General features: G+C 71.9%; 20 protein-coding genes. 6 read left to right on the top strand and 14 right to left on the bottom strand.

The window, feature by feature from the left end:
* Positions 1 to 2 precede the first annotated feature (2 nt).
* The 3 genes from ASC77_RS12130 to ASC77_RS12120 all read left to right on the top strand — a co-directional run bounded on the left by ASC77_RS12130 (position 3) and on the right by ASC77_RS12120 (position 4,667).
* Entirely contained in the window at positions 3 to 1,709 is a 1,707-nt protein-coding gene (locus ASC77_RS12130) for an alkaline phosphatase D family protein (RefSeq protein ID WP_056152763.1), read from the top strand.
* Positions 1,706 to 2,941, top strand: a complete 1,236-nt coding sequence (locus ASC77_RS12125) for an alkaline phosphatase family protein (RefSeq protein WP_056152760.1) — start codon at positions 1,706 to 1,708, stop codon at positions 2,939 to 2,941. The genes ASC77_RS12130 and ASC77_RS12125 overlap by 4 nt, the downstream gene beginning before the upstream one ends.
* Before the next feature lie 103 nt (positions 2,942 to 3,044).
* Positions 3,045 to 4,667, top strand: coding sequence for an MXAN_6640 family putative metalloprotease (locus ASC77_RS12120; RefSeq protein ID WP_156391047.1), 1,623 nt, complete (start codon positions 3,045 to 3,047; stop codon positions 4,665 to 4,667).
* Here the strand turns inward: ASC77_RS12120 and ASC77_RS12115 are convergent.
* The 11 genes from ASC77_RS12115 to ASC77_RS12065 form a co-directional block, all read right to left on the bottom strand.
* A complete protein-coding gene (locus ASC77_RS12115; RefSeq protein WP_056152754.1) occupies positions 4,653 to 6,614 on the bottom strand; it encodes an ATP-dependent DNA helicase in 1,962 nt (653 codons plus the stop codon). The two genes, ASC77_RS12120 and ASC77_RS12115, sit on opposite strands and share 15 nt — an antisense overlap.
* A gap of 146 nt (positions 6,615 to 6,760) precedes the next feature.
* Positions 6,761 to 7,723: a sugar phosphate isomerase/epimerase family protein gene (locus ASC77_RS12110; protein ID WP_056152750.1), complete on the bottom strand. Its 963-nt coding sequence runs from the start codon at positions 7,721 to 7,723 to the stop codon at positions 6,761 to 6,763.
* A gap of 46 nt (positions 7,724 to 7,769) precedes the next feature.
* Positions 7,770 to 8,774, bottom strand: a complete 1,005-nt coding sequence (locus tag ASC77_RS12105; protein WP_056152747.1) for a sugar phosphate isomerase/epimerase family protein — start codon at positions 8,772 to 8,774, stop codon at positions 7,770 to 7,772.
* Positions 8,775 to 8,797: 23 nt separating this feature from the next.
* Entirely contained in the window at positions 8,798 to 9,961 is a 1,164-nt protein-coding gene (gene xylA / locus ASC77_RS12100) for a xylose isomerase (protein ID WP_056152744.1), read from the bottom strand.
* Between the two features lie 7 nt (positions 9,962 to 9,968).
* Positions 9,969 to 11,159 (bottom strand): Gfo/Idh/MocA family protein, encoded by a 1,191-nt coding sequence (locus tag ASC77_RS12095; protein WP_056152741.1) that lies wholly within the window; start codon positions 11,157 to 11,159, stop codon positions 9,969 to 9,971.
* A 72-nt stretch (positions 11,160 to 11,231) separates the two neighbouring features.
* A complete protein-coding gene (locus ASC77_RS12090) occupies positions 11,232 to 12,299 on the bottom strand; it encodes a substrate-binding domain-containing protein (protein ID WP_056152738.1) in 1,068 nt (355 codons plus the stop codon).
* 78 nt (positions 12,300 to 12,377) lie between these two features.
* The gene (locus ASC77_RS12085) at positions 12,378 to 13,418 is read right to left on the bottom strand and encodes an ABC transporter permease (protein ID WP_056152736.1); all 1,041 of its coding nucleotides are present in this window, start codon (positions 13,416 to 13,418) and stop codon (positions 12,378 to 12,380) included.
* Between the two features lie 138 nt (positions 13,419 to 13,556).
* Positions 13,557 to 15,083 carry a sugar ABC transporter ATP-binding protein gene (locus ASC77_RS12080; RefSeq protein WP_056152734.1) on the bottom strand — a complete coding sequence of 509 codons (1,527 nt, stop codon included), beginning with the start codon at positions 15,081 to 15,083 and terminating at the stop codon, positions 13,557 to 13,559.
* Positions 15,080 to 16,291: an ROK family transcriptional regulator gene (locus ASC77_RS12075; protein ID WP_235547612.1), complete on the bottom strand. Its 1,212-nt coding sequence runs from the start codon at positions 16,289 to 16,291 to the stop codon at positions 15,080 to 15,082. The genes ASC77_RS12080 and ASC77_RS12075 overlap by 4 nt, the downstream gene beginning before the upstream one ends.
* Before the next feature lie 181 nt (positions 16,292 to 16,472).
* Positions 16,473 to 17,663: an ROK family transcriptional regulator gene (locus tag ASC77_RS12070; protein ID WP_235547610.1), complete on the bottom strand. Its 1,191-nt coding sequence runs from the start codon at positions 17,661 to 17,663 to the stop codon at positions 16,473 to 16,475.
* A gap of 45 nt (positions 17,664 to 17,708) precedes the next feature.
* Complete coding sequence (locus tag ASC77_RS12065; RefSeq protein WP_156391046.1) at positions 17,709 to 18,425, bottom strand: SGNH/GDSL hydrolase family protein; 717 nt, start codon at positions 18,423 to 18,425, stop codon at positions 17,709 to 17,711.
* Between the two features lie 88 nt (positions 18,426 to 18,513).
* On the opposite strand from ASC77_RS12065, the gene ASC77_RS12060 reads away from it, so the two are divergent.
* Positions 18,514 to 19,398: an alpha/beta fold hydrolase gene (locus ASC77_RS12060; RefSeq protein WP_056154079.1), complete on the top strand. Its 885-nt coding sequence runs from the start codon at positions 18,514 to 18,516 to the stop codon at positions 19,396 to 19,398.
* Here the strand turns inward: ASC77_RS12060 and ASC77_RS12055 are convergent.
* Complete coding sequence (locus tag ASC77_RS12055; protein WP_235547608.1) at positions 19,376 to 20,602, bottom strand: MFS transporter; 1,227 nt, start codon at positions 20,600 to 20,602, stop codon at positions 19,376 to 19,378. The two genes, ASC77_RS12060 and ASC77_RS12055, sit on opposite strands and share 23 nt — an antisense overlap.
* A gap of 71 nt (positions 20,603 to 20,673) precedes the next feature.
* Between ASC77_RS12055 and ASC77_RS12050 the strand changes: the two genes are divergently transcribed.
* A complete protein-coding gene (locus ASC77_RS12050; protein ID WP_056152719.1) occupies positions 20,674 to 21,537 on the top strand; it encodes a LysR family transcriptional regulator in 864 nt (287 codons plus the stop codon).
* Here ASC77_RS12050 and hflX read toward each other — a convergent pair.
* Positions 21,525 to 23,009 (bottom strand): GTPase HflX, encoded by a 1,485-nt coding sequence (hflX, locus tag ASC77_RS12045; protein ID WP_056152717.1) that lies wholly within the window; start codon positions 23,007 to 23,009, stop codon positions 21,525 to 21,527. The genes ASC77_RS12050 and hflX overlap by 13 nt on opposite strands.
* Positions 23,010 to 23,066: 57 nt before the next feature.
* Between hflX and ASC77_RS12040 the strand changes: the two genes are divergently transcribed.
* Entirely contained in the window at positions 23,067 to 23,642 is a 576-nt protein-coding gene (locus ASC77_RS12040; protein WP_056152713.1) for a nucleoside/nucleotide kinase family protein, read from the top strand.
* Here the strand turns inward: ASC77_RS12040 and ASC77_RS12035 are convergent.
* Positions 23,632 to 25,206 (bottom strand): alkaline phosphatase D family protein, encoded by a 1,575-nt coding sequence (locus ASC77_RS12035; protein WP_082574652.1) that lies wholly within the window; start codon positions 25,204 to 25,206, stop codon positions 23,632 to 23,634. The two genes, ASC77_RS12040 and ASC77_RS12035, sit on opposite strands and share 11 nt — an antisense overlap.
* Between the last annotated feature and the right edge of the window lie 19 nt (positions 25,207 to 25,225).

Genomic DNA, 25,225 nt, shown 5'->3' with positions numbered 1-25,225 from the left:
CCATGCCGATCCCCTCAGACCGCCTGTCGCTGCGGCGGCGCACCGTGCTCGCCTCCAGCACTGCCGGTGCCGTCGGTGCCGCCGCCGTCGGCACCCTGCACGCCGAGGACGCCGCCGCCGAGGCCGTCGCTCGCCCCGGCCACCGCCAGTTCCGCCACGGGGTCGCGTCGGGCGACCCGCTCCCCCACGCCGTGCTGATCTGGACCCGGGTCACCCCGACCCCGGCGAGCACCCCCGGCTCCGGGAAGGGGCCGCGGGTCACGGTCACCTGGGAGGTGGCCACCGACGGCCGGTTCCGCCATGTCGTGCGGCGGGGCACGTTCGCCACCGGACCGAGCCGCGACCACACGGTCAAGGTCGACGTGACCGGGTTGGACCCAGCCACCTGGTACCACTACCGCTTCCACGTCGCCGGCCAGACCAGCCGCGTGGGCCGCACGCGTACGGCACCGGCGCCCGAGGCCACCCCCCGGCACCTGAGGTTCGGGGTCGTGTCGTGCGCCAACCTCCAGGCCGGCTGGTTCAGCGCCTACCGCGGGCTCGCCGACCGCGACGACCTGCACGCCGTCATCCACCTCGGCGACTACCTCTACGAGTACGGACCCGGCCAGTACGGCTACGGCTCCGACGACCGCGACATCCGCTCCCACGTGCCCGCGCACGAGATGGTGTCGCTGCCCGACTACCGCCAGCGGCACGCGCAGTACAAGCAGGACCGCGACCTCCAGGACCTGCACGCGAAGTACCCCTGGATCATCACCTGGGACGACCACGAGGTCGCCAACGACCAGTGGAAGGACGGGGCGGAGAACCACAACCCCGACCTCGGCGAGGGCGACTACCACCGCCGCCGGGCCCGCGCGCACCGCGCGTACGACGAGTGGATGCCGGTGCGCCTCGACGGCACCGCCCGGCTCGGCGACGGGGACCGGCTCTTCCGCCGCTTCCGCTTCGGGACCCTCGCGGAGCTGAGCATGCTCGACCTGCGCAGCTATCGCGACGGACAGCTGAAGACGCCCGGCGCGGACGCGGACGCTGCCGACCGCACCATCACCGGCCGCCAGCAGATGGACTGGCTCAAGGGCGGCCTGAAGCGCGCCGGCGCCCAGTGGAAGGTCGTGGGGAACCCGGTGATGATCGCGCCGGTCGAGTTCGGCTCGGTGCCGCACGACCTGGTCGACCCGGTCAACGACGTGACCGGCCTGCTGCCGCGCGACGGCGTCGCCTACAACCTCGACCAGTGGGACGGCTACACCCACGACCGGCGCGAGGTCTTCGAGCACATCCGCGACCACCAGGTCACCGACGCGCTCTTCATCACCGGCGACATCCACTCGGGCTGGGCGTGCGAGCTGCCGTACGACGCCTCGACGTACCCCGTCGGCGACTCGGCCGGGGTCGAGTTCGTCTGCTCGTCGGTCACCTCCAGCAACCTCAAGGACATCACCGGCACGCCGCCGCGCACCACGAGCGTGGCCGTCGAGACGGCGATCAAGGCCAACAACCGGCACATCAAGTACCTCGACTTCGACAGCCACGGGTTCTCGGTGCTCGACATCACCGCCACCCGCGCACAGATGGACTGGTACGTCATCGGCGACCGCGCCGACCGCACCACCCCGATCACCTGGTCGACGTCGTACGCCACGAAGACCGGCACGGGTCGCGTCGAGCAGGTGGCCGAGCCCCTTCCGGGTGGGCCGCGATGAGCCTCGAGCGCCGTACCGTACTCAAGGCTGGGGCCGCCGGCCTGGTCTTCTCGAGCCTGCCCGGTGCCGCGGCGTACGCCGCCCGGCCGCGCAAGCGCGCCTACGTGCTGGTCATCGACGGGTGCCGTCCCGACGAGCTCGACAGCGGCCTGACCCCGCGGCTCGCCGCGCTGCGCGACGCGGGGCTGCGCTTCCCGCGGGCGTCGTCGATGCCGGTGATGGAGACCATCCCCAACCACGTGATGATGATGACCGGCCTGCGGCCCGACCGCACCGGCGTGCCCGCCAACTCGATCTACGACCGGCGGGCCCGGACCGTGCGCGACATGGACCGGCCCACCGACATCCGGTGCGACACCGTGATCGAGCGCCTCAACCGGCACGGCGCCACGACCGGCACGGTGCTCTCGAAGGAGTACCTGTACGGCGTCTTCGGCGGTCGCGCGACGCACCGGTGGGAGCCGGAGCCGACGCTGCCGATCACCGAGCACGCCCCCGATGCCTTCACGATGCGAGCCGCGCTGACGATGCTCGAGGACTTCGACCCGAACCTGATGTTCGTCAACCTCGGCGACATCGACCGGTTCGGGCACGCCGACGTCTCCGGCACCTCGCTCCGGCTGACCCGTCGCCTCGCGCTCGCCGACGCCGACGCCCAGGTCGGCATGTTCGTCGACGCCCTGCACGACCAGGACAAGTGGCGCGACTCGGTCCTGATCGTGCTGGCCGACCACTCGATGGACTGGTCGACGCCCGACAAGGTGATCAGCCTGACGGCCCCGCTCGCCGCCGACCCGCTCCTCGCCGGCCGCGTCGAGATCGCCGACAACGGTGGCGCCGACCTCCTCTACTGGACCGGACCGTCGTCCCGGCACGAGGAGGCGGTGCGCCGGATGCGGGCGATCGCCCGCGCGCAGGAGGGCGTCCTCGCGGCGTACGACCGGCGCGCGCGGGGGCTGCGTCTCGGGCCGGAGGCCGGTGACGTGGTCGCCTTCTGCAAGGCCGGGTGGCGCTTCAGCGACCCGGACCCGGCGACCTCCAACCCGATCCCCGGCAACCACGGCCACCCGGCGACCCGGGCGATCCCGTTCTTCATCTCCGGCGGTCACCCCGTCGTACGCCGTCGCGCGGACACGCGCGTCGCCCACACCGTCGACGTCGCCCCCACGCTGGCCGCCTACTTCGGCGTCGGTCGGCCCCGGCGCGGCTACGACGGCCGCGCGCTCCTGTAGCTGACCCGCACGCCTCGCCGAGCGCGACCACCGGATGATCTCGTCCAGCGGACCGGCGAGTCGTGGTTGGGCGATTCTTGCCCCCGTCAGGGACAGTAGGGGCGTGCGAACTCCTCTCGGTCGACTGACCCTGCCCACCACCGGCCTGCTGGTGGCCGTGCTGGCCCTCGGGGCGGTCGCCGCCCCCGGCTACGCCGACGGCACGGATCCCGACCCCGCAGTCACGAACACCACACCGACTGCGACCACCGGGGCGACCGACGCGACCGATGCCGCCGTCGACGCCCTCGACGCCCTCGACGACGTGGAGGAGCTGCTTTCGCCGGCACCGGCCGACGACCGGTCGACCGAGTCTCCCGTGCCCGAGAGGACCACGGACGACGGCCGCGACCTGACGCTGGCCCTGCGCGACCTCCGGCTGCGCCAGGCCGACCTCCCGAGCGGCGAGCGAGCCCGCGCAGCCGCGCTGCTGAGCCGCCCGCCGACGTCCGAGGGCTGGGCCGACGAGGTGTGGAGCGACTTCGGCTCGGTGCGCGTGCACTGGGACAACGGCACGGTCAGCCCGGACTACATCAACCAGGTCGGTGCGATCGCCACCCACGTGCTCGACACCTACCAGACGGCGGGCTACCGGGCGCCGAAGTCGGACGGCACCGTCGGCGGCGACGCCAAGCTCGACGTCTACATCACCGACCTCGGGGTGGGGCTCTACGGCTACTGCAACACCGACCACGCGCCGCCGAGCAAGGGCCCCTACGACACCCCGGCGTACTGCACCTTCAGCAGCGACTACTCGTGGGCGGGTGGCCAGACCGCGCTCGACAACCTGCGGGTGACCGCTGCGCACGAGCTCTTCCACGCCACCCAGTTCGCCTACGACTACGAGGAGGACGCCTGGTTCATGGAGGCGACCGCGACGTGGGCGGAGGACGAGGTCTACGACGACATCGACGACAACCGTCAGTACCTCTCGCAGAGCCCGATGCGCCAGCCGCGCAAGCCTCTCGACCAGTTCCTCAGCTGCTACTCGTGCGCCCCTCGCCAGTACGGCGAGTGGATCTTCTTCCGCTACCTCACCGAGCGCTTCCCCCAGGCCCAGGGTGGTCTGCCGGTGATCATGCGCCGGCTGTGGCAGCGGGTCGACGCCTCGAGCGGCGGCCCGGACAACTACTCGATCCAGGCGGTGGCGCGCGAGCTCGCGAGCCGGAAGACCGACCTGCGCCACGTCTACGCACAGTTCGGCGACGCCAACCGGCGGCCGTCGCGCACCTACGAGGAGGGCCGCTTCTACCGCGCGGCCGGCGCGGCGAAGTCGTGGACCTTCACCCCCCGCAAGCACAGCACGCCGTGGCAGCGCCTCCTCATCGACCACCTCTCGACCGGCACCGTGCAGGTCAAGCCCAGCGCCGCCCTGCGCGGCAAGCGGCTGCGGATCGACCTGGCGCTCCCCCGCCCGAAGACCGGGGCGGCCGCCGTCGTCACCAGGTACGACAAGTCGGGCCGGTCGAAGGCGACCTTCGTGCGACTCTCGAAGGCTGGCAACGCTCGCGTGGTCGTCCCGTTCTCCGGTCGCACCACCACCCGGGTCGACGTGACGCTGTCGAACGCCGGGATCCGCTACCGCTGCTGGACCGCCCAGGCCGACGACCCGGTCCACTACTCGTGCAGCGGCCGGCCCAAGGACAACAACGCACCGATGCGCTACCGGCTCTCAACGATCGGCTGACAACCTCTTCAACGCCTGTCGTACGACGGCGGGGTCGGTCGTCGTCCACATCGGCGGCAGGCTGGCCCTGAGGAACGAGCCGTAGCGCGCGGTCGCGAGCCGCGGGTCGAGCACCGCGACGACGCCGCGGTCGGTGTGCGTGCGGATCAGCCGCCCGGCGCCCTGCGCGAGCAGCAGCGCGGCATGGGTGGCGGCCACCTGCATGAACCCGTTGCCGCCGGCCTGGTCGGCGGCCTTCTGGCGCGCGCTGAGCAGCGGGTCGTCCGGGCGCGGGAACGGGATCCGGTCGATGAGCACCAGCTGGCAGGTGTCCCCCGGGACGTCGAGCCCCTGCCACAGGCTGAGGGTGCCGAAGAGGCAGGTGTGCGGGTCGCCGACGAACTGCGCCGCCAGCTCGGGCAGCTGCGCGTCGCCCTGCGCCAGGGTGGTCAGGTGGGGCAGCCGCTCGCGGACCACCTCGGCCGCGGCCTCGGCCGCTCGGCGGGACGAGAAGAGCCCTAGCGTGCGGCCCTCGGCGGCGTCGACGAGCTCGACGATCTCATCGAGCATCGCGGTGCTCATGCCGTCGCGACCGGGCGGCGGGAGGTGGCGCGCGACGTACAGGATGCCCTGGCGGCCGTAGTCGAAGGGGCTACCGACGTCCAGCCCGCGCCACGGCATCGCGCCGTCGGTGCGCTCCGCCGGGCCGTCGACGCGCTCCGAGGGCTTGAGGCCGACGCTGGTCGCGACGGTGGAGAAGTCGCCACCGAGCATCAGGGTCGCCGACGTGAACACCACGGTCTTGTCGGCCAGCAGCTTGTCGCGCATCGGGCCCCACACCTGGAGCGGCGCGACGCAGAGGCGAGGTGGCATCCGCTCGGTGCCCTCCGACATCCAGAGGACGTCGGAGTCGAGGTCGGCGGCCATCCGATCGGCGGTCGCGAAGACCTCCTGCACGGCACCCTTCGCCTGGGTCAGCCCCGCGTCGGCGTCCTCGGTCGTCTTGGGGTAGGCCGACACGCACGCGCGGGCCGCGTCGCGCACCAGCACCAGGGCGTCGGAGAGCTGCTCGGGGATCCGGTCGAAGCGTCCGGGGCTGGCCTCGGAGATCGCGTCGCGGAGCGCGTCGGCCGCGTCGGCGAGGTCGTCGGCCTGGTCACCCTCGACGTGGCGCTGGCTGCGGCGCGCGGCGCGCTCGACCTCGGCCGCCCAGAGCTCGTCGGTGGCGGCCTGGGTCACCCGCGTCGTCAGCTCGTGGGCCTCGTCGATCACGACGACGTCGTACTCCGGGATCATCGGCACGCCCTCGATCGCGTCGATCGCGAGCAGGGAGTGGTTGGTGACGACGAGGTGCGAGCGGTGCGCCTTCTCCCGGGCCAGCTCGGCGAAGCACTCCTGCCCGAACGGGCACTTGGCCGCGCCCAGGCACTCACGGTGGTTGACGCTGACCTGGCGCCACTCCCGGTCGGTGTGCCGGGGCGCGCGGTCGCGCTCGCCGCTGCCCTTGCCCTCGACCTCGGACTCGGCCCAGGTGCGCAGCTCGAGCACCTTCTTGCCGAGCGAGCCCTCGGGCAGCACCACCTCGAGCGCGCCCTGCTCGTCGGGCACGCCCTCGCGGATGCGGTGCAGGCAGGCGTAGTTGGAGCGGCCCTTGAGCACGGCGTACGACGTGTCGACGCCACTGTCCTTCACCGCGTCGACGAGGCGCGGCAGGTCGCGCTCGACCAGCTGGTGCTGGAGCGCGAGCGTCGCCGTCGCGACCACGACCCGGTCCCGGTGCAGCAGGCTCGGGACCAGGTAGGCCAGCGACTTGCCGGTGCCGGTGCCGGCCTGGACGAGCAGGTGCTGCTCGCCCTCCATCGCCTCGGTGACGGCCTCGGCCATCTGCACCTGACCGGCCCGCTCCTGCCCGCCGAGTGCCGTCACGGCGGTCTGCAGCAGCTCGCTGACGGTGGGGGTCTCAGGCACCCGAGAACCCTAGCCGCGCCTGCCGACCGGTGCGCGTCGCCGTCCCCAGGGTGGTTTCGAGACAGGCGCAAGCGCGCCTTCCTCAACCACCGGAAGTCGGTGGTCGAGGAGGTTGCGCTAGCAACCGTCTCGAAACCACTCGCCCGTCAGTACTCCACGTGGTCGAGGTAGAGGTGGCCGACGGCGGCGCTGGTGAGCGGCGAGACGTCAGGGGTGTCGTTCTCGACGATGTACTCCTCCACCGTGTGGCTGCGGAAGATCCGCGGGAAGTCGACGACGCCGGTGCCGAGGTCGCACATGTCGCCGGTGGCGGCGTCGCGGTCCTTCACGTGGAACTGCCGGACCGTCTGCGGCGCCTCGCGGATCACGTCGATCGCGAACCGGTCGGGATCGGCCGCGCCGGTGTTCACCCCTCCCGTGTAGGCCCAGTAGAGGTCGACCTCGAGGTGCACCAGCTTGCGGTCCAGCCGCGAGGTCAGCACCTCCCACGGGGTCAGCCCGCCGCCGAGGTCGATCGTGAACTCGTGGGCGTGGTTGTGGTAGCCGTAGCGGAGCCCGTAGCGCTTCGCGACCGCCGCCTCCGCGTTCATCTGGTCGGCCCAGCGCTGCCAGTCGGCGAGCGAGGTCGAGTTGAGGTACGGCACATTGACGTACCTCTGTCCCAGGATCAGCGCGTTCTCGAGCTTGACGCGCAGGGCCGCGGCGTCGGCGCTGATGCCGTCGTGGCTCGAGGACGCCCGGATCCCGAGGTCGTTCAGCTGCGCACGCATCGCGCTCGCCGTACGCCCGTAGAGCCCGGCGAGCTCGACCTTCTCGTAGCCGTACTGCGCGAGCCGGGTCAGCACCAGGTCCACACCTTCGGGCGTGCTCATCGCCGCGCGCAGCGTGTAGAGCTGGATGCTGATCTCGTCGTGCGGCACCGACCGGCAGCCATGACCGTGGCCATGGCCCCGGCCCTTCGATGCGGACGCGGGTGCGGCCACGCCGCTCCCCAGCACGGCGGCGCCGGCGACACCGGCCGCCGCTCCGCGGAACAACGTACGGCGACTGGCGCCCTTGCGGTCGAGCGAGTCGCGCAGCGCGCTCTCGCCGTCATAGCCGAAACACATGAGGTGGTTCCTTTCCCGAGATTGACATGTGTGCGGTGCGGTGGTGCTACTCCTTCGTGGAGAACGCCGCGTCGAACGCGGCCTCCGGAGCGTCGAAGGCGAGCCGGCGGACGAACTCGAGAGCCTCGGGAGCGCCGACGAGGCGGTCCATGCCGGCGTCCTCCCACTCGACCGAGATCGGGCCGTCGTACCCGATGGTGTTGAGCATCCGGAAGCACTGCTCCCACGGGACGTCGCCGTGGCCGGTGGACACGAAGTCCCAGCCACGCCGGGGGTCGGCCCACGGCAGGTGCGAGCCCATCCGGCCGTTGCGACCGTTGCCCGTCTGACGCTTCGCGTCCTTGCAGTCGACGTGGTAGATCCGGTCCTTGAAGTCCCACAGGAAGCCGGCCGGGTCGAGGTCCTGCCACACGAAGTGCGACGGGTCCCAGTTGAGGCCGAACGCCTCGCGGTGCCCGATCGCCTCCATCGTCGCGACCGTCGTCCAGTAGTCGTAGGCGATCTCGGAGGGGTGCACCTCGTGGGCGAAGCGCACGCCGCACTCGTCGAAGACGTCCAGGATCGGGTTCCAGCGGTCGGCGAAGTCGCGGTAGCCGGCGGCGACCATCTCCTCGGTGGCCGGCGGGAACATCGCGACGTACTTCCAGATCGAGGAGCCGGTGAAGCCGACGACGGTCTTCACGCCGAGCTGCTGCGCGAGGCGGGCGGTCATCTTCATCTCCTCGGCCGCCCGCTGCCGCACGCCCTCGGGGTCGCCGTCGCCCCAGACCTTCGCGGAGAGGATCGCCTCGTGACGAGCGTCGATCGGGTCGTCGCAGACGGCCTGGCCCTTGAGGTGGTTGGAGATCGCGTAGACGCCCAGGCCGTACTTCTCCAGCAGGTCGAGCTTGCCCTGGGCGTAGCCCTCGTCGTCGGCCTGCCACGGGTCGAGGTGGTCGCCCCAGCAGGCGATCTCGAGGCCGTCGTACCCCCACTCGGACGCGAGCCGGGCCACCTCCTCGAACGGCAGGTCGGCCCACTGGCCGGTGAACAGCGTGATCGGTCGTGGCATGTCAGTTCCTTCCAGAGATCGGGTCAGCGGACACCGAGCAGGTGCTCCATCGCGAGCTGGTCGAGGGCCTCCATGGCAACGCTGCGAGCGCGCAGCGCCTCGAGGTCGTAGGTGGCGTTCCGTACGTCGTCGAGCGACTCCCCGGGGGCGACCGTGGGCTGCTCGAGCTCCATCACGCCGGCCGCCTCGACGGCCGCGGCGACCTCGGGGTCGGCTCGGAAGGCCTGCACCTTCTCGCGCAGGATCAGGTAGTTGCGCATGCAGCCGCGTGCCGACTCCCAGACCCCGTCGATGGCCTCGGCGCGGGGCGGCTTGTAGTCGAAGTGGACGTAGCCGTCGTAGCGGCGCTCGGTGCCGGCGCCGAGCATCGCGTCCACGGTCCAGAACGCCCCCCGCAAGTTGCCCGCCCCGAAGCGCAGGTCCTGGTCGAAGCGCGGGCCGTGCTGGCCGTTGAGGTCGATGTGGAAGAGCTTGTCGTGCCACAGCGCCTGGGCGATGCCGTGCGCGAAGTTGAGCCCGGCCATCTCCTCGTGCCCGACCTCGGGGTTGAGGCCGACCATCTCCGGGTGCTCCAGCTCGGAGATCAGGGCGATCGCGTGCCCGATGCTGGGCAGCAGGATGTCGCCGCGCGGCTCGTTGGGCTTGGGCTCCAGCGCGAAGCGCATGTCGTAGCCCTGCTCGTTGACGTAGGCGCACACGGTGTTCAGCGCGTCCCGGAACCGGTCCATCGCCGCGCCGACGTTCTTGCTGCCGCCGTGCTCGGCGCCCTCCCGCCCACCCCACATCACGAAGGTCTTCGCACCGAGCGAGGCGGCCAGGTCGATGTTGCGCAGCACCTTGGCCAACGCGTAGCGGCGCACCTCACGGTTGTTGGCCGTGATCGCGCCCTCCTTGAAGACCGGATCGGAGAACGTGTTCGTCGTGACCATCTCGACGACGAGCCCGGTGTCGGACAGCGCCGTGCGGAAGCGCTCGAGCGTCGCCTCGCGCTCGGTCTCGTCGGGCAGCAGGTCGTCGTCGTGGAAGGTGACCGCGGAGGCACCGAGCTCGGCGAGCTTGTACGTCGCCTCGACCGGGTCGAGGAGGTCGCGCGAGGCAGGTCCGAAGACGTCGACTCCCTGCCAGCCGACCGTCCAGAGTCCGAACGAGAACCTGTCGTCGGGGGTGGGGGTGAAGCGGTCGGTCACGCTTGCGTCAATCAAGGTGGGAGATCTCCTGCCAGGTGCGGGTGAGGGAGCTGGTCTCGACGGCATCCAGCACACGCTGGACGTTGAGGCCGTCGGCGAAGGACGGGCTGGGATCTGTGCCGTCGGCGATCGCCGTGACGAGGTCGACGACCTGGTGGGTGAAGCCGTGCTCGTAGCCGAGCCCGTGGCCGGGCGGCCACCAGGCCGCGACGTACGGGTGCGTGGCCTCGGTGGCGATGATCCGCCGGAAGCCGGCGACGTCGGCGTCCTCGCGCGCGTCGAAGTACTCGAGGACGTTCATGTCCTCGAAGTCGAACGCGAGGCTGCCCAGCGAGCCGTTGACCTCGATGCGGATGGCGTTCTTGCGGCCGGTCGCGAAGCGGGTCGCCTCGAAGACGCCCATCGCGCCGCCGGCGAAGGTCGCCAGGAAGGACGCCGCGTCGTCGACCGTCACCGGGCCCCGCTCGGTCGTGGTGCCGCCACCGCCGAGGCTGCCCGAGGTGTCGCCCGCGGCGTACGGCCGCTCCTTGACGAAGGTCTCGAGACGACCGGTGAGCTCGGTGATGCGGGTGCCGGTGATGTACTGCGTGAGGTCGACGACGTGGGCGCCGATGTCGCCGAGCGCGCCCGACCCGGCCTTCTCCTTGTCGAGACGCCAGGAGAGCGGCGCCTCGGGATCGGCGATCCAGTCCTGGAGGTACTGCGCCCGGACATGGCGGATCTCTCCGATCCGGCCCTCGTCGACCAGCCGGCGGGCCAGCCCGATGGCGGGCACCCGGCGGTAGGTGAACCCGACCATCGCGCGCACCCCACGAGCGCGGGCCTGGTCGGCGGCAGCGGTCATCGCCTCGGCCTCGGCGACGGTGTTGGCGAGCGGCTTCTCGCACAGGACGTGCTTGCCGGCCTCGAGGGCGGCGATGGCGATCTCGGCGTGGGTGTCGCCCGGCGTGCAGATGTCGACGACGTCGATGTCGTCGCGGGCGACGACGGCACGCCAGTCCGTCGAGCTCTCGGCCCAGCCCAGACGGGCAGCCGCCTCGGCGGCGCGGTCGGCGTCACGGCCGACCACGACCGTCATCTCGGGGTGCCGGGGCAGGGCGAAGAAGTGGGGCGCGGTGCGCCAGGCCTGCGAGTGGGCGTTGCCCATGAACGCGTGGCCGATCATGGCGACGCGCAGGGACGAGCTCTGGTCGGTCATGCGGACTCCCGGGTGGAGGGTGCCCACCCCCGGGCCCTGACGGAGAGGGGCCCGGGGGTGAGCAGGTGTCGGTCAGGACTCGAAGGCGGAGCCGATGAACTGGTCGACGTTGTCCGCGGTCACGACCGGCGCGTAGAGCTGGACCTTGCGGGGGACCTCGACCTCGACGAGGTCGCTCATGGCCTTGCCCTGGACCAGCAGGCGAGCGAGCTTGACGCCGTCGGCGGCCTGCGTCGACGGGTAGATGACGGTCGCCTTGAGGACGCTGTCACCGGACTTGATCGCCTCCATGGCGTTCTTCGAGCCGGCGCCGCCGATCATCGTGAACTCGTCGCGACCGGCGTTGTCGATCGCCGCCAGGACGCCGACGCCCTGGTCGTCGTCGTGGTTCCAGAGGTAGTCGATCTTGGGAGCGGCCTGGAGGAGCTGCTCGGCAGCGTCCGAGCCACCCTCGACCGTGAAGTCGGCGGCGACGCGGTTGTCGACGTCCAGGCCACACTCGGCCAGCGCGTCCTTGAAGCCACGGCTGCGGTCCTGGGTCAGCGGCAGCGAGTCGATGCCGGCGATCTCGGCGACGACGGCGTCCTTGTTGCCGTCGGCCTGCTCGCAGACGTAGGCGCCGGCGGAGACGCCCATGCCGTAGTTGTCGCCGAGGACGGTGACGCGCGCGGCGTTCGGGTCGTCGAACTCGCGGTCCACGTTGATCACCGGGATGCCGGCGGCCATCGCCTTGAGGGCGACCGGCGTCATCGCGGCGCCGTCGAAGGGCAGCAGCACGATCGCGTCGACCTTGTCGTTGATGAAGGTCTCGACCTGGCTGATCTGGACGGACACGTCGTTCGTGCCGTCGGCGACCTTGAGCTCGACGTCGTCGTACTTCGCGGCCTCCTTCTTGGCGGACTCGGTGATCGAGCCCATCCAGCCGTGGTCGGCGGCCGGCGCGGAGAAGCCGATGACGACCTTGTCGCCGGACTCGTCGTTGGAGCCCGCCGCGGCCGCGGTGGTCGGGGCGCTGGCTGCGTCGTCGCCGCCGCCGGAGTCGTTGCTGGTGCAGGCGGCCAGGGACAGTGCCGCAACGCCGGCGACCAGGCCGATGGCGACGCGCTTCCTGGACCTCAGGGTGGTGGACCGCAGGGACATGGTGGTGCTCCTTGAGTGGTGCGGAGGTGTGATGCGGATGTGAGGTGGTGCGGTGGTGGTGGTGGTGCGGTGGTGTCGCTAGGTGCTGCTCCGAGACGCCAGCCGCTGCTGCAGGAGCACGGCGGCGACGATGATGGCTCCCTTGAAGAGCTGCTGCTCGGAGAAGGAGCGGTTGTTGAGGACGAAGATGTTCGTGAGCGTCTGGAAGATCAGGACGCCGAGCACGGTGCCGACGATGGTGCCGCGGCCCCCGGTCAGCAGCGTGCCTCCGATGACGACTGCGGCGATCGCGTCGAGCTCGTAGAGGTTGCCGTGCGTCGAGGTGCCGGTCGTGGTCTTGGCGACCAGCAGCAGGGCGGCGATGCCGGCGCAGACGCCGACCAGCACGTAGAGGTAGACGGTGTGCCGCTTCACGTTGATGCCGGCCAGCCGGGCGGCCTCGGGGTTGCCGCCGACGGCGACCGTACGCCGGCCGAAGGTGGTGCGGTTCAGGAGGACCCAGCCGAGGGCCGCGACCAGCACGAACACCCAGATCTGCACGTCGACGCCCAGGATCTCGCGGTTGAAGAACTCCTTGAAGCCGCTGACGTCGGCGCCGCCCGCGCCGAGGATCTGGGTCTTCTTGTCGCTGATGATCTCGGCCAGGCCGCGGGCGCTGGCCAGCATCGCGAGCGTCATGATGAACGGCACGATGTTGCCGTAGGCGATGAGGAGCCCGTTGATCAGTCCGCACCCGGCCCCCACGCCGAGGGCGACCAGCACCATGACCGACCAGTGGGTGTCCGCCGCCATGGTCTGGGTGGACACCGTGGTGCACCACACCGACGACAGCGCGACGATCGCGCCGACCGAGAGGTCGATGCCGCCGCCGATGATCACGAAGGTCATGCCGATGCTGACGACACCGATGGTCGCCGCGAGCCGCAGGATCGTCAGGGCGTTGTCGGTCGAGCTGAACCGGTCCCCCGCGGTGATCGCACCGACGACGCAGATCAGCAGCAGCGCGACGACGAGCCCCGCGTTGCGGCCGACGCTGGTGCGCATCAGGGCGACGACCGGGTTGCTCTCCCGGTCCGTCTCGAGCGCCGCCTGCTCGACGCGGGCAGTGTCCTGGCTCATGCGGGGTCCCCGGGGAGTTGTGGGCTGGAGGAGCGAAGCGGGGGAAGCGCAGAACTTCCTGGGGTGTTCATGCGGGGTCCCCGGGGAGTTGTGGGCTGGAGGAGCGAAGCGGGGGAAGCGCAGAACTTCCTGGGGTGTTCATGCCGGCACCTTTCCTTCCATGACGAGGTCGAGGACCTTCGCTTCGTCGATCTCGGCGGCTGCCGACTCGTGGACGACCTCGCCCTCGCGGACGACGAGGACCCGGTCGGCGAGACCGAGCACCTCCTCGATCTCGCTGGAGACGACGACGACGGCGACGCCGCGGTCGGCCAGCGAGCGGATGAGCTGGTAGATCTCGGAGCGGGCGCCGACGTCGACACCCCGGGTGGGCTCGTCGAGCAGCAGCACCCGGCAGTCGCGCAGCAGCCAGCGCGCGAGCACGATCTTCTGCTGGTTGCCACCTGACAGGGTCCGGACCGCGCGGGTCACGCCGTCGGGGCGCACGTCGAGGCTGGCCGTGAGCTCGGCGGAGCGCCGGCGCTCCTCGCCCCGGTCGAGGAAGCCGAGCCGGGCGAAGCGGCTCATGGACGAGACCGTGATGTTCTTGAACACGGCCTCGTCGAGCAGCAGGCCCTGGCTCTTGCGCTCCTCGGGCGCGAGACCCATGCCGGCGCGCACCGAGGCGGTGACCGAGCCGCGCCGGACGCGCTTGCCGTCGATGTGGACCTCGCCGGACGAGGCGCGCCGGGCGCCGTACACCGTCTCGATGATCTCGGAGCGGCCCGCTCCCACGAGCCCGGCGAGCCCGACGATCTCGCCGGCGCGCACGGTGAGGTCGACTCCCGTGAACACGCCGGCGAGGCTGAGGTCCCGGACCTCCAGCACCGGCTCGCGACTGTCGCGCGGCGTCTCGGTGCGGGGCGGGAAGACGTACTCGATCGAGCGACCGGTCATCAGCTTGATCAGCTCGGCGGTGGGGGTGTCCGCCACGGCGAGGCCGGTCGACACGGTGCGGCCGTCCTTGAGGACGGTGATGCGGTGACCGATCTCGCGGATCTCCTCGAGCCGGTGGGAGATGTAGACGACCGCGACGCCCTCCTCGGTGAGGTCGCGGATGACCCTGAAGAGGTTCTTGACGCCCTCCTGGTCCAGCACCGCGGACGGCTCGTCGAGGACCAGCAGGCGGGTGTCGTGCGAGAGCGCTCTGGCCATGCTCACGATCTGCTGGCTGGCCGGGGAGAGCTCGCCCACGATGCGGGTCGGGGAGATCTCGGGGTGCCCGAGCCGCTGGAGCAGCCCCCGGACGCGCTGGTGGGCCCGTCCGCGCTGGGTGAAGCCGGCGCGCGAGATCTCGTGGCCGAGGAAGACGTTCTCGGTGACGTCGAGGTGCGGCACCAGGTCGAGCTCCTGGTAGATCGTGGCGACGCCGTGCTCGATGGCCTTGGCGGGCGTCGAGAAGGCGGTCTCCTGCCCGTCCCAGGTGATCGTGCCCTCGTCCGGCTGGTGGAAGCCGGAGAGCACCTTGATCAGCGTCGACTTGCCGGCGCCGTTCTGGCCGAGGAGGCAGTGCACCTCACCGGCGCGTACGTCGAGGTCGACGCCATCGAGCGCCCGGACCCCCGGGAACTCCTTGATGATCCCGGTCATCTGCAGCAACGGCTGCGGCGTCGGGGTCGTGGTCATCGGGCTCCTCCCAGGTGTACGGCGGCGTGCGGCGACGCGACGACGGTGGGGTCGTCGAAGACGGTCTCGAGGGCCACGGCCGCGCCGCCTCGGACGGCGGCGGTGAAGCCGAGCGTCGAGAACTCGACGCGGGTGCCGCCGGCCTGCGGCGCGAGGACCCCGGCGACCAGGTGCTCCTCGATCGAGGGCCGCAGGTGGTGACCGATCTCGGCGAAGTAGCCGCTGAGCACGATCGCCGACGGGTTGAGCGCGTTGGTGAGCATCGCGGCGCCGATGCCGATCCAGTTGCCGACCCGGTCCAGCGCGGCGATCGTGCGGGTGTCGCCGAGGTCGGCGCGACGGTTGAGCTCGGCGAGCCGGTCGTCGAGCGAGAGCGCGGGGTCGCGCACGGGGTCGTCGGGGTCGGCGGCCGCGTCGAGGAGGGCGCGCAGGCCGCTCACGGTCTCCCAGCAGCCGATCCGCCCGCAGCCGCAGCGACGGCCGCCCGGCTCGACGATCATGTGGCCGAACTCCCCGGCGTACCCCTGGTGGCCGCGCAGCAGCCGGCCGCCCGCGACGATGCCGCCGCCGACGCCGACCTCACCGAAGATCACCAGGATGTCCTGGCGGTTGGGGTCGCCGGGCACGGCCTCCGCGATCGCGGCGAGGTTGCCCTCGTTCTCGATGGAGACCGGGTACGCCGCGCCGAGGCGGGCGCGCAGCTCTGAGCCCACGGGGACGTCGCGCCACCCCAGGTTGGGCCCGACGGTCAGCAGCTCGCGCGAGCGGTCGAGGAGCCCGGCCACCCCGACGGTGACGCCGACGGGCACGGCGCCGTGGGCGACGACGTCGGCCTCGGCGAGCCGGATCAGCTCGACCAGGCGGTCGAGCACCTCGTCGACGGCCAGCCGGTGGGCGTCGAGGGCGAGCCGGTGCTCGGCGACGACGTGGCCGGCCAGGTCGAGGGCGATGGCGGAGACGTGGTTGACGTTGATCTCGGCCCCGATGCCGCAGACCGCGGCACCGTCGAGCTCGACCGAGGTGCCCGGGCGGCCCATGCCGCCACGCTCGACGCCGGCCGCTCGGACGAGGCCCAGGTCGGCGAGCTCGGCGACCAGTGCCGAGGCGGCCGAGCGGGTCAGGCCGAGCTCGGTCGCGAGCCGGGCGCGGGACCGCGGGCCGTGGTCGCGCAGCTGGCGCAGGACGAGGGAGAGCTTGTCGCTACGCACCGGCGACCTCCCCACCCTCGACGAGCGCCGCAGCCCTTGTGACAGCGGTCACTCATTTGTTGAGATGCCGCACAAAGTAGGGGGCGCAGACGGGTCGATGCAAGCGTTTCAGGCGAAAGATCTCAAAGTGCTGCACAAACTTTGCAAAGTAACCTTCGAAAGTCCGTGCTGAGATGACGCTCTAAGGGGCGTACACCGACGCGCTGATCATCCGGGCCGCGCCGATCACGCCGCCCTCGTCGCCGAGCTCGCTGAGCACGATGGGCAGGTTGCCGGTGGCCAGCGGCAGGCTCCGCCGGTAGGTGACGCCGCGGATCTCGGCGAGCAGCGCGTGCCCCAGCCCGGTGACGCGGCCGCCGATGACGATCAGGCCCGGGTTGAAGAACGACACGAGCCCGGCGAGCACCTGGCCGATGTGCCGCCCGCTCTCGCGGATCAGCTGGACCGCCTGGGCATCACCCTGGGAGACGGCGAGGCCGACGTCGGCGGCGGTGAGCTCGCCCTTCTCGGCCAGGAGGGTCGCGAGCGCCGGGGACCGGCCGCTGCGGGCGGCCGTCACGGCGTCCCGGGCCAGCGCCGCCCCTCCGGAGAAGGCCTCGAGGCAGCCGGTGTTGCCGCAGGCACAGGTCGGACCGAAGTCCTCGACCCGGATGTGGCCGATGTCGCCGGCGCAGCCGTTGACCCCGCGGTAGAGCTCGCCGTCGATGACGATGCCGCAGCCGATGCCGGTGCCGATCTTCACGAAGAGGAAGTCCTGGGCGCCCTTGGCGACGCCCGCGTGCTGCTCCCCCACGGCGAGCACGTTCACGTCGTTGTCGAGGACCACCGGGCAGCCGAGCTCGCGGGAGACGGCGTCGCGGACCGGGTAGCCGTCCCAGCCCGGCATGATCGGCGGCGACACCGAGACGCCCCGGTTGAAGTCGACCGGGCCGGGCACGCCGATGCCGGCGCCCATCACCTGCTCAACTCCGACCTCGTCCAGCACCTCGCGCACCAGCCTGAGGGCCGCGGCGAGGACGACCTCGGGTCCCTGGCGGATGTCGCTCGCACTGTCCCGGGTCGCCAGCACCGTGAGCCGACCGTCGGTGACCCCGACGGACATGCCCGTGGCCCCGATCGAGATGCCGACGAACCGGATGTCGGGCGAGAGGTCGACGAGCGTGGAGCGCCGCCCGCCGCGCGAGGCCGCCGGCCCCGCCTCCTGGGCGAGCCCGAGCTCGGCGAGGCGCACGACCTCGGCCGACACCGTCGTACGCGACACGAGCAGACGATCCGCGAGCTGGGCCTTGGACAGCGGCCCCTCGTCACGGAGCTGGGCGAGGATCCGGGCCTGCATCGCGTTCTCGGCACGGCCCGCCAGGGAATGACGCACGCGGGGAGTCTCCCACGCGTGTCCACAGCCCGGCGGCGGACGCCGTCAGCCGAGGAGGTCGCCGATCCGACCGGCGACGTAGTCGCCGAACTCGACGTGGCCGGCCGGGGTGAGGTGCAGGCGGTCGGGGAGGTAGGGCAGGTCGAGGCCGGTCGTGCTGACGTACGCGAGGTCGTAGCGGGCCGCGAGCGAGGCGAGGAGCGCGTCGATGTGCGGCACTGCGGCGGCGCGGGACGGCGCGGTCGCGGGGCCGACGACGACGACGCGCTGGCCGCGCAGCTCGCGCACCAGGCGGGCGAAGCCGGCCCGGATGTCGGCGTCGGGCTGGTCGTAGTCGTTGAGTCCGCCCTCGACGACGACCAGGTCGGCCCCGCCGCGCAGCGCGCGGGGAGCCCGGTCGGCGAACGAGACGCGGCCGCAGGGGCTGGCGCCGGCGCTGAAGCCGGAGCCGGAGAAGCCGGCGACGTGGACGGCACCGCCGAGACGGGACGGCCAGGAGCCGGCCGACCGGTCCAGCCCGAGGCCGGCGGACCACGAGTCCCCGATGACGACGACGCGCTGGCCCGAGCCGGTCACCGTGGCCGCGCGCTCCCGGGAGTCGGCGGCGAACCGCTCGCAGCGGGTCACGTCGGCACTCTGGGCGCGCACGCCGACGGCGATGGTCAGTGCCGTCGCCAGCACCACGACCACGAGCGCGCCCGTCACCCACGGACGTCGTACCGACCAGATCATGCGCTTCTTCCCGCTCCCCGAGTGCTCCACCACAAGACTCAGCGAAAAGACGCGCCAGATGTTCCGGAATGACGCAGAAAACCCGCTCCGTCTACCGAATCGTGATCTTGTGGGGTTCGTGCCCGACGTCTTCGAGATCCCCGGACCCGACGGCCGCACCCTCGAGGTGCTCACCGGCGGCGACCCGGACGGCTTCCCGCTCCTCTTCCACAACGGCTCGCCCTCGGCGGTGGCCCCGTCCGCGACCCTCGATGCCCAGATCGCCGGCGCCGGTCTCCGGCACGTGACCTTCTCCCGGCCCGGGTACGGCGCCTCGACGCCGCGACCCGCGCCGGGTCGGTACGCCGACGACGTGGTCGAGTCGGTCGCGGTGCTGGACCACCTGGGCATCGGCGAGTTCGTCACCCTCGGCTGGTCGGGCGGCGGCCCCCGGGCGCTGGCGTGCGCGGCCCTGCTGCCGGACCGGTGCCGGGCCGCGGCGTCGTTGGCCGGCGTCGCGCCGTACACCGCCGACGACCTGGACTGGTTCGCCGGCATGGCCGAGGAGAACCACGCCGAGTACCACGCGGCGGAGCAGGGCCCGGAGGTCTACGGTCCCTTCGTCGAGGAGCACCTGCTGCCGATGATGAACGCGTCGCCCGAGGACATGGCCGGCGCGCTGGGCGGCCTGGTCACCCCGGTCGACAAGGCCGTGGTGACCGACGAGTTCGCCGACTGGATGAGCCGGACCTTCAACCGCGCCGCCGCCCAGGGTGCGATCGGCGTCCGCGACGACGGCATCGCGGCCGTGCACCCGTGGGGCTTCGAGCTCGGCGACATCCGGGTGCCCACCGCGATCTGGCAGGGCCGCCAGGACGCGATGGTGCCGTTCGAGCACGGCGAGTGGCTCGCGGCGCACGTGCCCGGCACGCAGGCGCACCTCTTCGAGGACGAGGGCCACCTGTCGCTGGTCGCGAGGCTGGACGAGATCCTGGCCGACCTCAAGCGGCTCGCGGGTCTCTAGCGGGCACCAGCACCGGCGTACGACGAAGCACGGCGGCCAGCAGGGCGGTGACGGCGAGCAGGACGGTCGCGAGCGCGACGACGCCCGACCACCCGGCGCCGGTCCACGCGGGTCCGGCGATGCTGCCGAAGACCGAGGAGCCCAGGTAGTAGGCGAAGAGGTAGAGCGACGCCGCCTGCGCCGCCGAGACGCCCCCGGCGTGGGCGCGCGCCGGCACCCAGCCGCTCGCGATGCCGTGCACGACGAAGAAGCCGGCCACCAGCAGCCCGAGGCCGACCACGATCGCGGTCAGCGAGTGGGAGAGCGTGAGCAGCAGCCCGGCGAGCGCCAGGACGCAGCCGAACGGCAGCACTGCGCGACGTCCGAGCCGGTCGGCCATCCGCCCGGAGACCGCGGAGCTGACGGTGCCGAGCGGGTACACGAGGAAGACCAGGCTCGCGGCCCCCAGGCCGAGGTGGAACGGCGCGGCCTCGAGCCGGAAGCCGAGCGTGTTGAAGACAGCGACCAGCATGCCCATCGAGCAGCCGCCGATGCCGTAGAGCGCCAGCAGGGCCGGGTCGGCGACCGCCCGCGCGGCGCGGTGCAGCACCTGCCGGAGACCGGGCGGCGACGGCACGAAGTGTGCTGACGGCGGCAGCAGGAGGCGCACCATGGCCGCGCACGCCAGCGCGAGCAGCCCGGATGCCGCCAGCGCCCAGCGCCAGCCGGCCAGCTCGCCGACCGCGCCGGTCAGCAGCCGCCCGGACATCCCGCCCAGCGCCGTTCCGCCGATGTAGAGGCCGGCCGCGCGGGCGTGCGCCGAGACGTGCAGCTCCTCGCGGAGGTACGCCGTGGCCACGGCCGGGAGTCCTGCCAGCGCCACCCCCTCCAGGCACCGCAGCACGAGCATGCTCGACCAGGTCGGTGCGACGGACGAGGCGACGGCGACCAGCGCGGAGGCGATCAGCGAGCCGTGGATGAGCCGGGTCCGGCCGACCAGCTCCGAGGTCGGGCCCGCCACCAGCAGGGCGAAGCCGAGCCCGAGGGTCGTGAGCGAGAGGGTCAGCGTGCTGGCCGACGTGGAGACGCCGAAGTCCGCGGAGAGCTGCGGCAGCAGGGCCTGGGTGCTGTAGAGCAGCGCGAACGTCGCCAGCCCGGCGACGAAGAGCGCGGCGACGACGCGGCGGTAGTCGGCACTCCCCGGCCGGTGTCCCTCGATCTCCACGCCGTCGACTCTGCCGCGCTCGTCGTCATACTTCCAATGTCATCAGAGCAGAATCGTCATACGATTCATGCATGATGCTTCGTGACCTCGGTTGGCTCGTCACCGTCGCCGACCTCGAGCACGTGACCGACGCGGCGGCGGTGATCGGCATCCCCCAACCGACGCTGTCCCGGGCGATCGCGCGCGTCGAGTCGGAGCTCGGGGCTCGCGTGTTCGAACGGGTGCCCGACGGCGTGCGGGTCACCCCGGCAGGCGAGCTCGTCGTCGCCGCGGCCCGCGACCTCGACGCTCGGCACACCCAGCTGGTGGACGACCTCGCGACCATGCTCGACCCCGACACCGGGGTCGTGCGGCTGGCCTTCCTCGACTCGATGGCCGGCCTGCTCGTGCCGAGGCTGCTGCGCGACTTCCACCGGGTCGCTCCGCGGGTGCGCCTGGTGCTGCGACAGGAGCCGTCCCGCGAGATCGTCGACGACCTGGCCTCCGGTGCCGCCGACCTCGCGATCACCACCCGGCAGGACGGCCGCGGCTGGGCACCGCTCCTCGACGAGCGGGAGGTGCTCGTGGTGCCCGCCGGTCACCGGCTCGCCGGCCGCAAGCGCGTCGCGCTCAGCGACCTCGCCGACGAGGAGCTGGTGAGCATCCCGCCCGGCTTCGGCTACCGCCAGCTCGTGGACGACCTCCTGCGCACGGCCGGCATCGCTCCGACGATCTCGTTCGAGAGCCAGGACCTCGCGACGATCGAGGGCCTGGTGGCCGCGGGCCTCGGCGTGGCGATCGTGCCCGAGCACTTCGCCGGCGCATCCGGAACCGTCGGCATCACGATCGCCGGGGCGAGCGTGCGGCGCTCGATCGGCCTGGTCTGGCGGACCGACCGCGAGCTCTCCCCCGCGGCCGTCCGATTCCGCGACTTCGTCGTGGGTCAGACGGCGTAGGCCGCGAGCTCGCCCGCCAGGTCGGCGTTCGCGCGGCCGACCACGATGGTGCCGTCGCCGGTGTGCTCCATCGAGGCGATCTCGCCCTGCTGGTGCAGGCGGTTGATCAGGTCGCCGCGTTCGTAGGGCAGCAGCGCCTTGAACTCCACGCCCGGCCGGGGCAGCTCGCCCTCGATCTGCGCCAGCGCGTCGGCGATGCCCTCGCCGGTCTTGGCGGACACGACGACCGAGTGCGGCTCGTTGCGCTGGAGCCGCGCCAGCACCATCGGATCGGCGAGGTCACCCTTGTTGATGACGATGAGCTCGGGCACCTTCGTGGCACCGATCTCGGCGAAGACCTCCCGCACGGCGGCGATCTGGCCCTCGGGGTCGGGGTGCGAGCCGTCGACGACGTGCAGGACGAGGTCGGACTCGGCGACCTCCTCCAGGGTGCTGCGGAACGCCTCGACGAGCTGGTGCGGCAGGTGCCGCACGAAGCCCACGGTGTCGCTCATCGTGTAGACCCGGCCGTCGGCGGTCGTCGTACGCCGGGTGGTCGGGTCGAGCGTCGCGAACAGCGCGTCCTCGACCAGCACGCCGGCGCCGGTCAGCCGGTTGAGCAGCGTCGACTTGCCGGCGTTGGTGTAGCCGGCGATCGTCACGCTCGGGATGTGGTTGCGCTGGCGCTCCTGGCGCTTGGTGTCGCGGGTGCCCTTCATCTCGCGCAGGTCGCGACGGAGCTTGGCGATCTTGGTGTTGATGCGGCGCCGGTCGTTCTCGATCTTGGTCTCACCGGGACCACGGCTGCCGATGCCGGCACCGCCGGCGACCCGGCCACCGGCCTGGCGGGAGAGGTTGCCACCCCAGCCGCGCAGACGCTGCTTCATGTAGTTGAGCTGGGCCAGCTCGGTCTGCGCCTGGGCCTCGCCGGACTTGGCGTGCTGGGCGAAGATGTCGAGGATCAGGGCGGTCCGGTCGACGACCTTGACCTTCAGCTTGTCCTCGAGGTTCCTGAGCTGGCTCGGCGCGAGCTCGCCGTCGCAGATGACCGTGTCGGCGCCGGTCGCCTGGACGATCTCCGCGATCCCCTCGACCTTGCCGCGGCCGACGTACGTGGCCGGGTCGGGGCTCTGGCGACGCTGGTAGATCGCCTCGAGCACCTCCGAGCCGGCGGTCTCGGCGAGCAGCGCGAGCTCGGCCATCGAGTTCTCGGCGTCCTCGGTGGTGCCCTCGGTCCAGACGCCGACGAGCACGACCCGCTCCAGACGGAGCTGGCGGTACTCGACCTCGGTGATGTCCTCGAGCTCGGTGCGCAGGCCGGCGACCCGCCGGAGCTGGTGCCGCTCGGCGAGCTCCATGGCGCCCGTCGTCGGGTCCTCCTCCGGGTCCGCCCCGGAGTAGCCCGATTCGAAGTCGTCGTCGTCCCAGTCGTCGGTGTCCTCGAGCTCGGTGTCGAGGTTGAAGGCGGGATCGATCTCGTGTGCGTTGGTCATTACTGGTTCAGCGTACGTTTCAGTCATCTGTCCGTACCAACGCTTAACCTTCGGCACATGATTCCCGAGGTGCCGCCCGGCGTCCGTCTGCTCGGCATCACGGGCGCGCCAGGGGTGGGGAAGACGACGGTCGCGGCGTCCCTCGCCCTTGATCTGGGGAGCCCGGTGGTGCCGATGGACGGCTTCCACTACGCCGACGTGGAGCTCGTACGGCGCGGCCTGCGCGACCGCAAGGGTGCCCCGGAGACCTTCGACGCCGAGGGCTACGCGGCGCTCCTGGCGCGGGTGCGGGCCGAGGAGGCCGACGTGGTGGCGCCGATGTTCGAGCGCGACCTGGAGCAGCCCATCGCCGGCGCGATCGCGGTCCCAGCGACGGGGACCGTCGTGACCGAGGGCAACTACCTGCTGCTCGACGCGGCACGCTGGCGCGGCGTACGCGCGCAGCTCGACGTGGTGTGGCACCTGCACGTCGACGACGACGTACGCCGCGAGCGGCTGGTCGCCCGGCACGTCGAGTTCGGCAAGACGCCGGACGAGGCACGGGCCTGGGTGACCCGGGTCGACGAGGCGAACGCGCGGCTCGTCGAGGCCGCCGCCGATCGGGCCGACGTCGTCGTCGAGCTCACGACCTGAGCGGCTCCGGCTCCAGGTCCTGGGTCCAGAGCGCCGTCCCTGACCCGTCGTACAGGGTCACGGTGAGCAGGCCGTCGACGGCGATCGCAACGTGGCCGAAGAACTGGTTGCCGGCGCGCGGTGACTGGCTCCACGCGTCGGTCTCGTTGCCCCGGGAGTAGTGGATCTCCGGGCCGAAGGTGCCGTCGAGGACGCCGTCCTTGGTGGCGAACGTGCCCGCCGCCATCGGTCCCGAGACGAACTCCCAGAAGGGGTCGAAGTCGGTGAACGCCGCCCGCTCGGGGCTGTAGTGGTGCGCCGCCGTGTAGTGGACGTCCGCGGTGACCCAGACGACGTTGCGGACCCCGTTGCGCTTGAAGGCGGCCAGGACCCGCGCCAGCTCGGGCTCGCGGCCGCTCGGCTGGCCGGGGTCGTAGTTGGGGTAGCTGTCCAGGTCGTCGGTGTGGTTGGACGGCGCCGAGAGCGGCAGGTCCGCGGAGATCACCTTCCAGGTCGCCGTCGACGCCGTGACCTGCTCGACCAGCCAGCGCTCCTGCTCAAGCCCGAGCAGGCCGGGCTGGTCCGCCTCGGCCGAGGTCGGGTTGGGCCCGCGGTAGGAGCGCATGTCGAGGCAGAAGACGTCGAGGTGCGGGCCCCTCGGGACCCTGCGGTAGATCCTCCCGGACGCGAACCCGTCGCCGCCGCGGTCGACGAGCTGGCGCACCGGCACCGGCTGGTACTCCTGCCACGCCCGGCGCCCGCGCGCGGACAGCACGTCGCACCGGCGCTCGGTGTAGCGGTCGTCGTCGATGACCTCGCCCGGGTACCAGTTGTTGCAGGTCTCGTGGTCGTCCCACTGGCTGATGGTCGGCACCTCGGCGTACAGCGCCCGCACGTGCGCGTCGAGCAGCGGGTAGCGGTGCCGCCCGCGGAACTCCGTCAGCGTCTCGGCGACCTTGTCGACGCCGTACTCGACGACGTTGCGCCAGGTGCCGCCGGTGTCCTCCTCGGTCTGCGTCTCGTAGATCTCGCAGTCGGCGTAGATGGTGTCGCCCGAGTGGATGAGGAAGTCGGGGCGGGTGTCGAGGATCGCGCGGTACGTCGTCAGGCCGCCGACGTCCGGGTTGATCCCCCAGCCCTGGCCGCACGTGTCCCCCGACCAGACGAACGTCTGGGCCGCGGGCTGGATCGCGGCGGTGGCGAACGTGACCCGCTCCGTCCGGCCGGACGCGCCGTCGGGCGAGGTGAAGGACAGGTCGGCGTCGTACTGCCGGCCCGGCGCGAGGCCTTCGAGGATCAGGCGCGCGGTGTGGTCGGTGCGCTCGTCGGCCCAGGCGCCGGTGACCTCGCGGAGCACGCGGCCGTTGCTGGACAGGCGCACCGAGAGCCGGCCGTCGCCCGAGGCGCGCCCCCACAGCACGGCCGAGCCGGTCGTCACCTCGCCGGACCTGGCACCGGAGGTCAGCTCGACCCGGTCCCGCGCCAGGCTGGGTGGTGCGCCACGCAGGCCGGCGGCGATCAGCCCCGGCGTTCCCCCGATGGCCACCCCGGCCAGCAGGGCGGTTCGTCTCCCGAGGAGGACCATGGCCACGACGCTGGCGAGG

Origin of the sequence: Nocardioides sp. Root1257 (assembly GCF_001425175.1) — a bacterium.
Lineage (GTDB): Bacteria > Actinomycetota > Actinomycetes > Propionibacteriales > Nocardioidaceae > Nocardioides.
This window is presented reverse-complemented; position numbering and strand designations above follow the sequence as displayed.

What these genes read in the sequence shown, in the direction of transcription:
- ASC77_RS12080 (WP_056152734.1), bottom strand. Translation starts at nt 15,083, where the DNA reads ATGACCACGACCCCGACGCCGCAGCCGTTGCTGCAGATGACCGGGATC.
- ASC77_RS12085 (WP_056152736.1), bottom strand. Translation starts at nt 13,418, where the DNA reads ATGAGCCAGGACACTGCCCGCGTCGAGCAGGCGGCGCTCGAGACGGAC.
- ASC77_RS12130 (WP_056152763.1), top strand. Translation starts at nt 3, where the DNA reads ATGCCGATCCCCTCAGACCGCCTGTCGCTGCGGCGGCGCACCGTGCTC.
- ASC77_RS12105 (WP_056152747.1), bottom strand. Translation starts at nt 8,774, where the DNA reads ATGCCACGACCGATCACGCTGTTCACCGGCCAGTGGGCCGACCTGCCG.
- ASC77_RS12035 (WP_082574652.1), bottom strand. Translation starts at nt 25,206, where the DNA reads ATGGTCCTCCTCGGGAGACGAACCGCCCTGCTGGCCGGGGTGGCCATC.
- ASC77_RS12095 (WP_056152741.1), bottom strand. Translation starts at nt 11,159, where the DNA reads ATGACCGACCAGAGCTCGTCCCTGCGCGTCGCCATGATCGGCCACGCG.
- ASC77_RS12125 (WP_056152760.1), top strand. Translation starts at nt 1,706, where the DNA reads ATGAGCCTCGAGCGCCGTACCGTACTCAAGGCTGGGGCCGCCGGCCTG.
- ASC77_RS12110 (WP_056152750.1), bottom strand. Translation starts at nt 7,723, where the DNA reads ATGTGTTTCGGCTATGACGGCGAGAGCGCGCTGCGCGACTCGCTCGAC.
- ASC77_RS12090 (WP_056152738.1), bottom strand. Translation starts at nt 12,299, where the DNA reads ATGTCCCTGCGGTCCACCACCCTGAGGTCCAGGAAGCGCGTCGCCATC.
- ASC77_RS12050 (WP_056152719.1), top strand. Translation starts at nt 20,674, where the DNA reads ATGATGCTTCGTGACCTCGGTTGGCTCGTCACCGTCGCCGACCTCGAG.
- ASC77_RS12040 (WP_056152713.1), top strand. Translation starts at nt 23,067, where the DNA reads ATGATTCCCGAGGTGCCGCCCGGCGTCCGTCTGCTCGGCATCACGGGC.
- hflX (WP_056152717.1), bottom strand. Translation starts at nt 23,009, where the DNA reads ATGACCAACGCACACGAGATCGATCCCGCCTTCAACCTCGACACCGAG.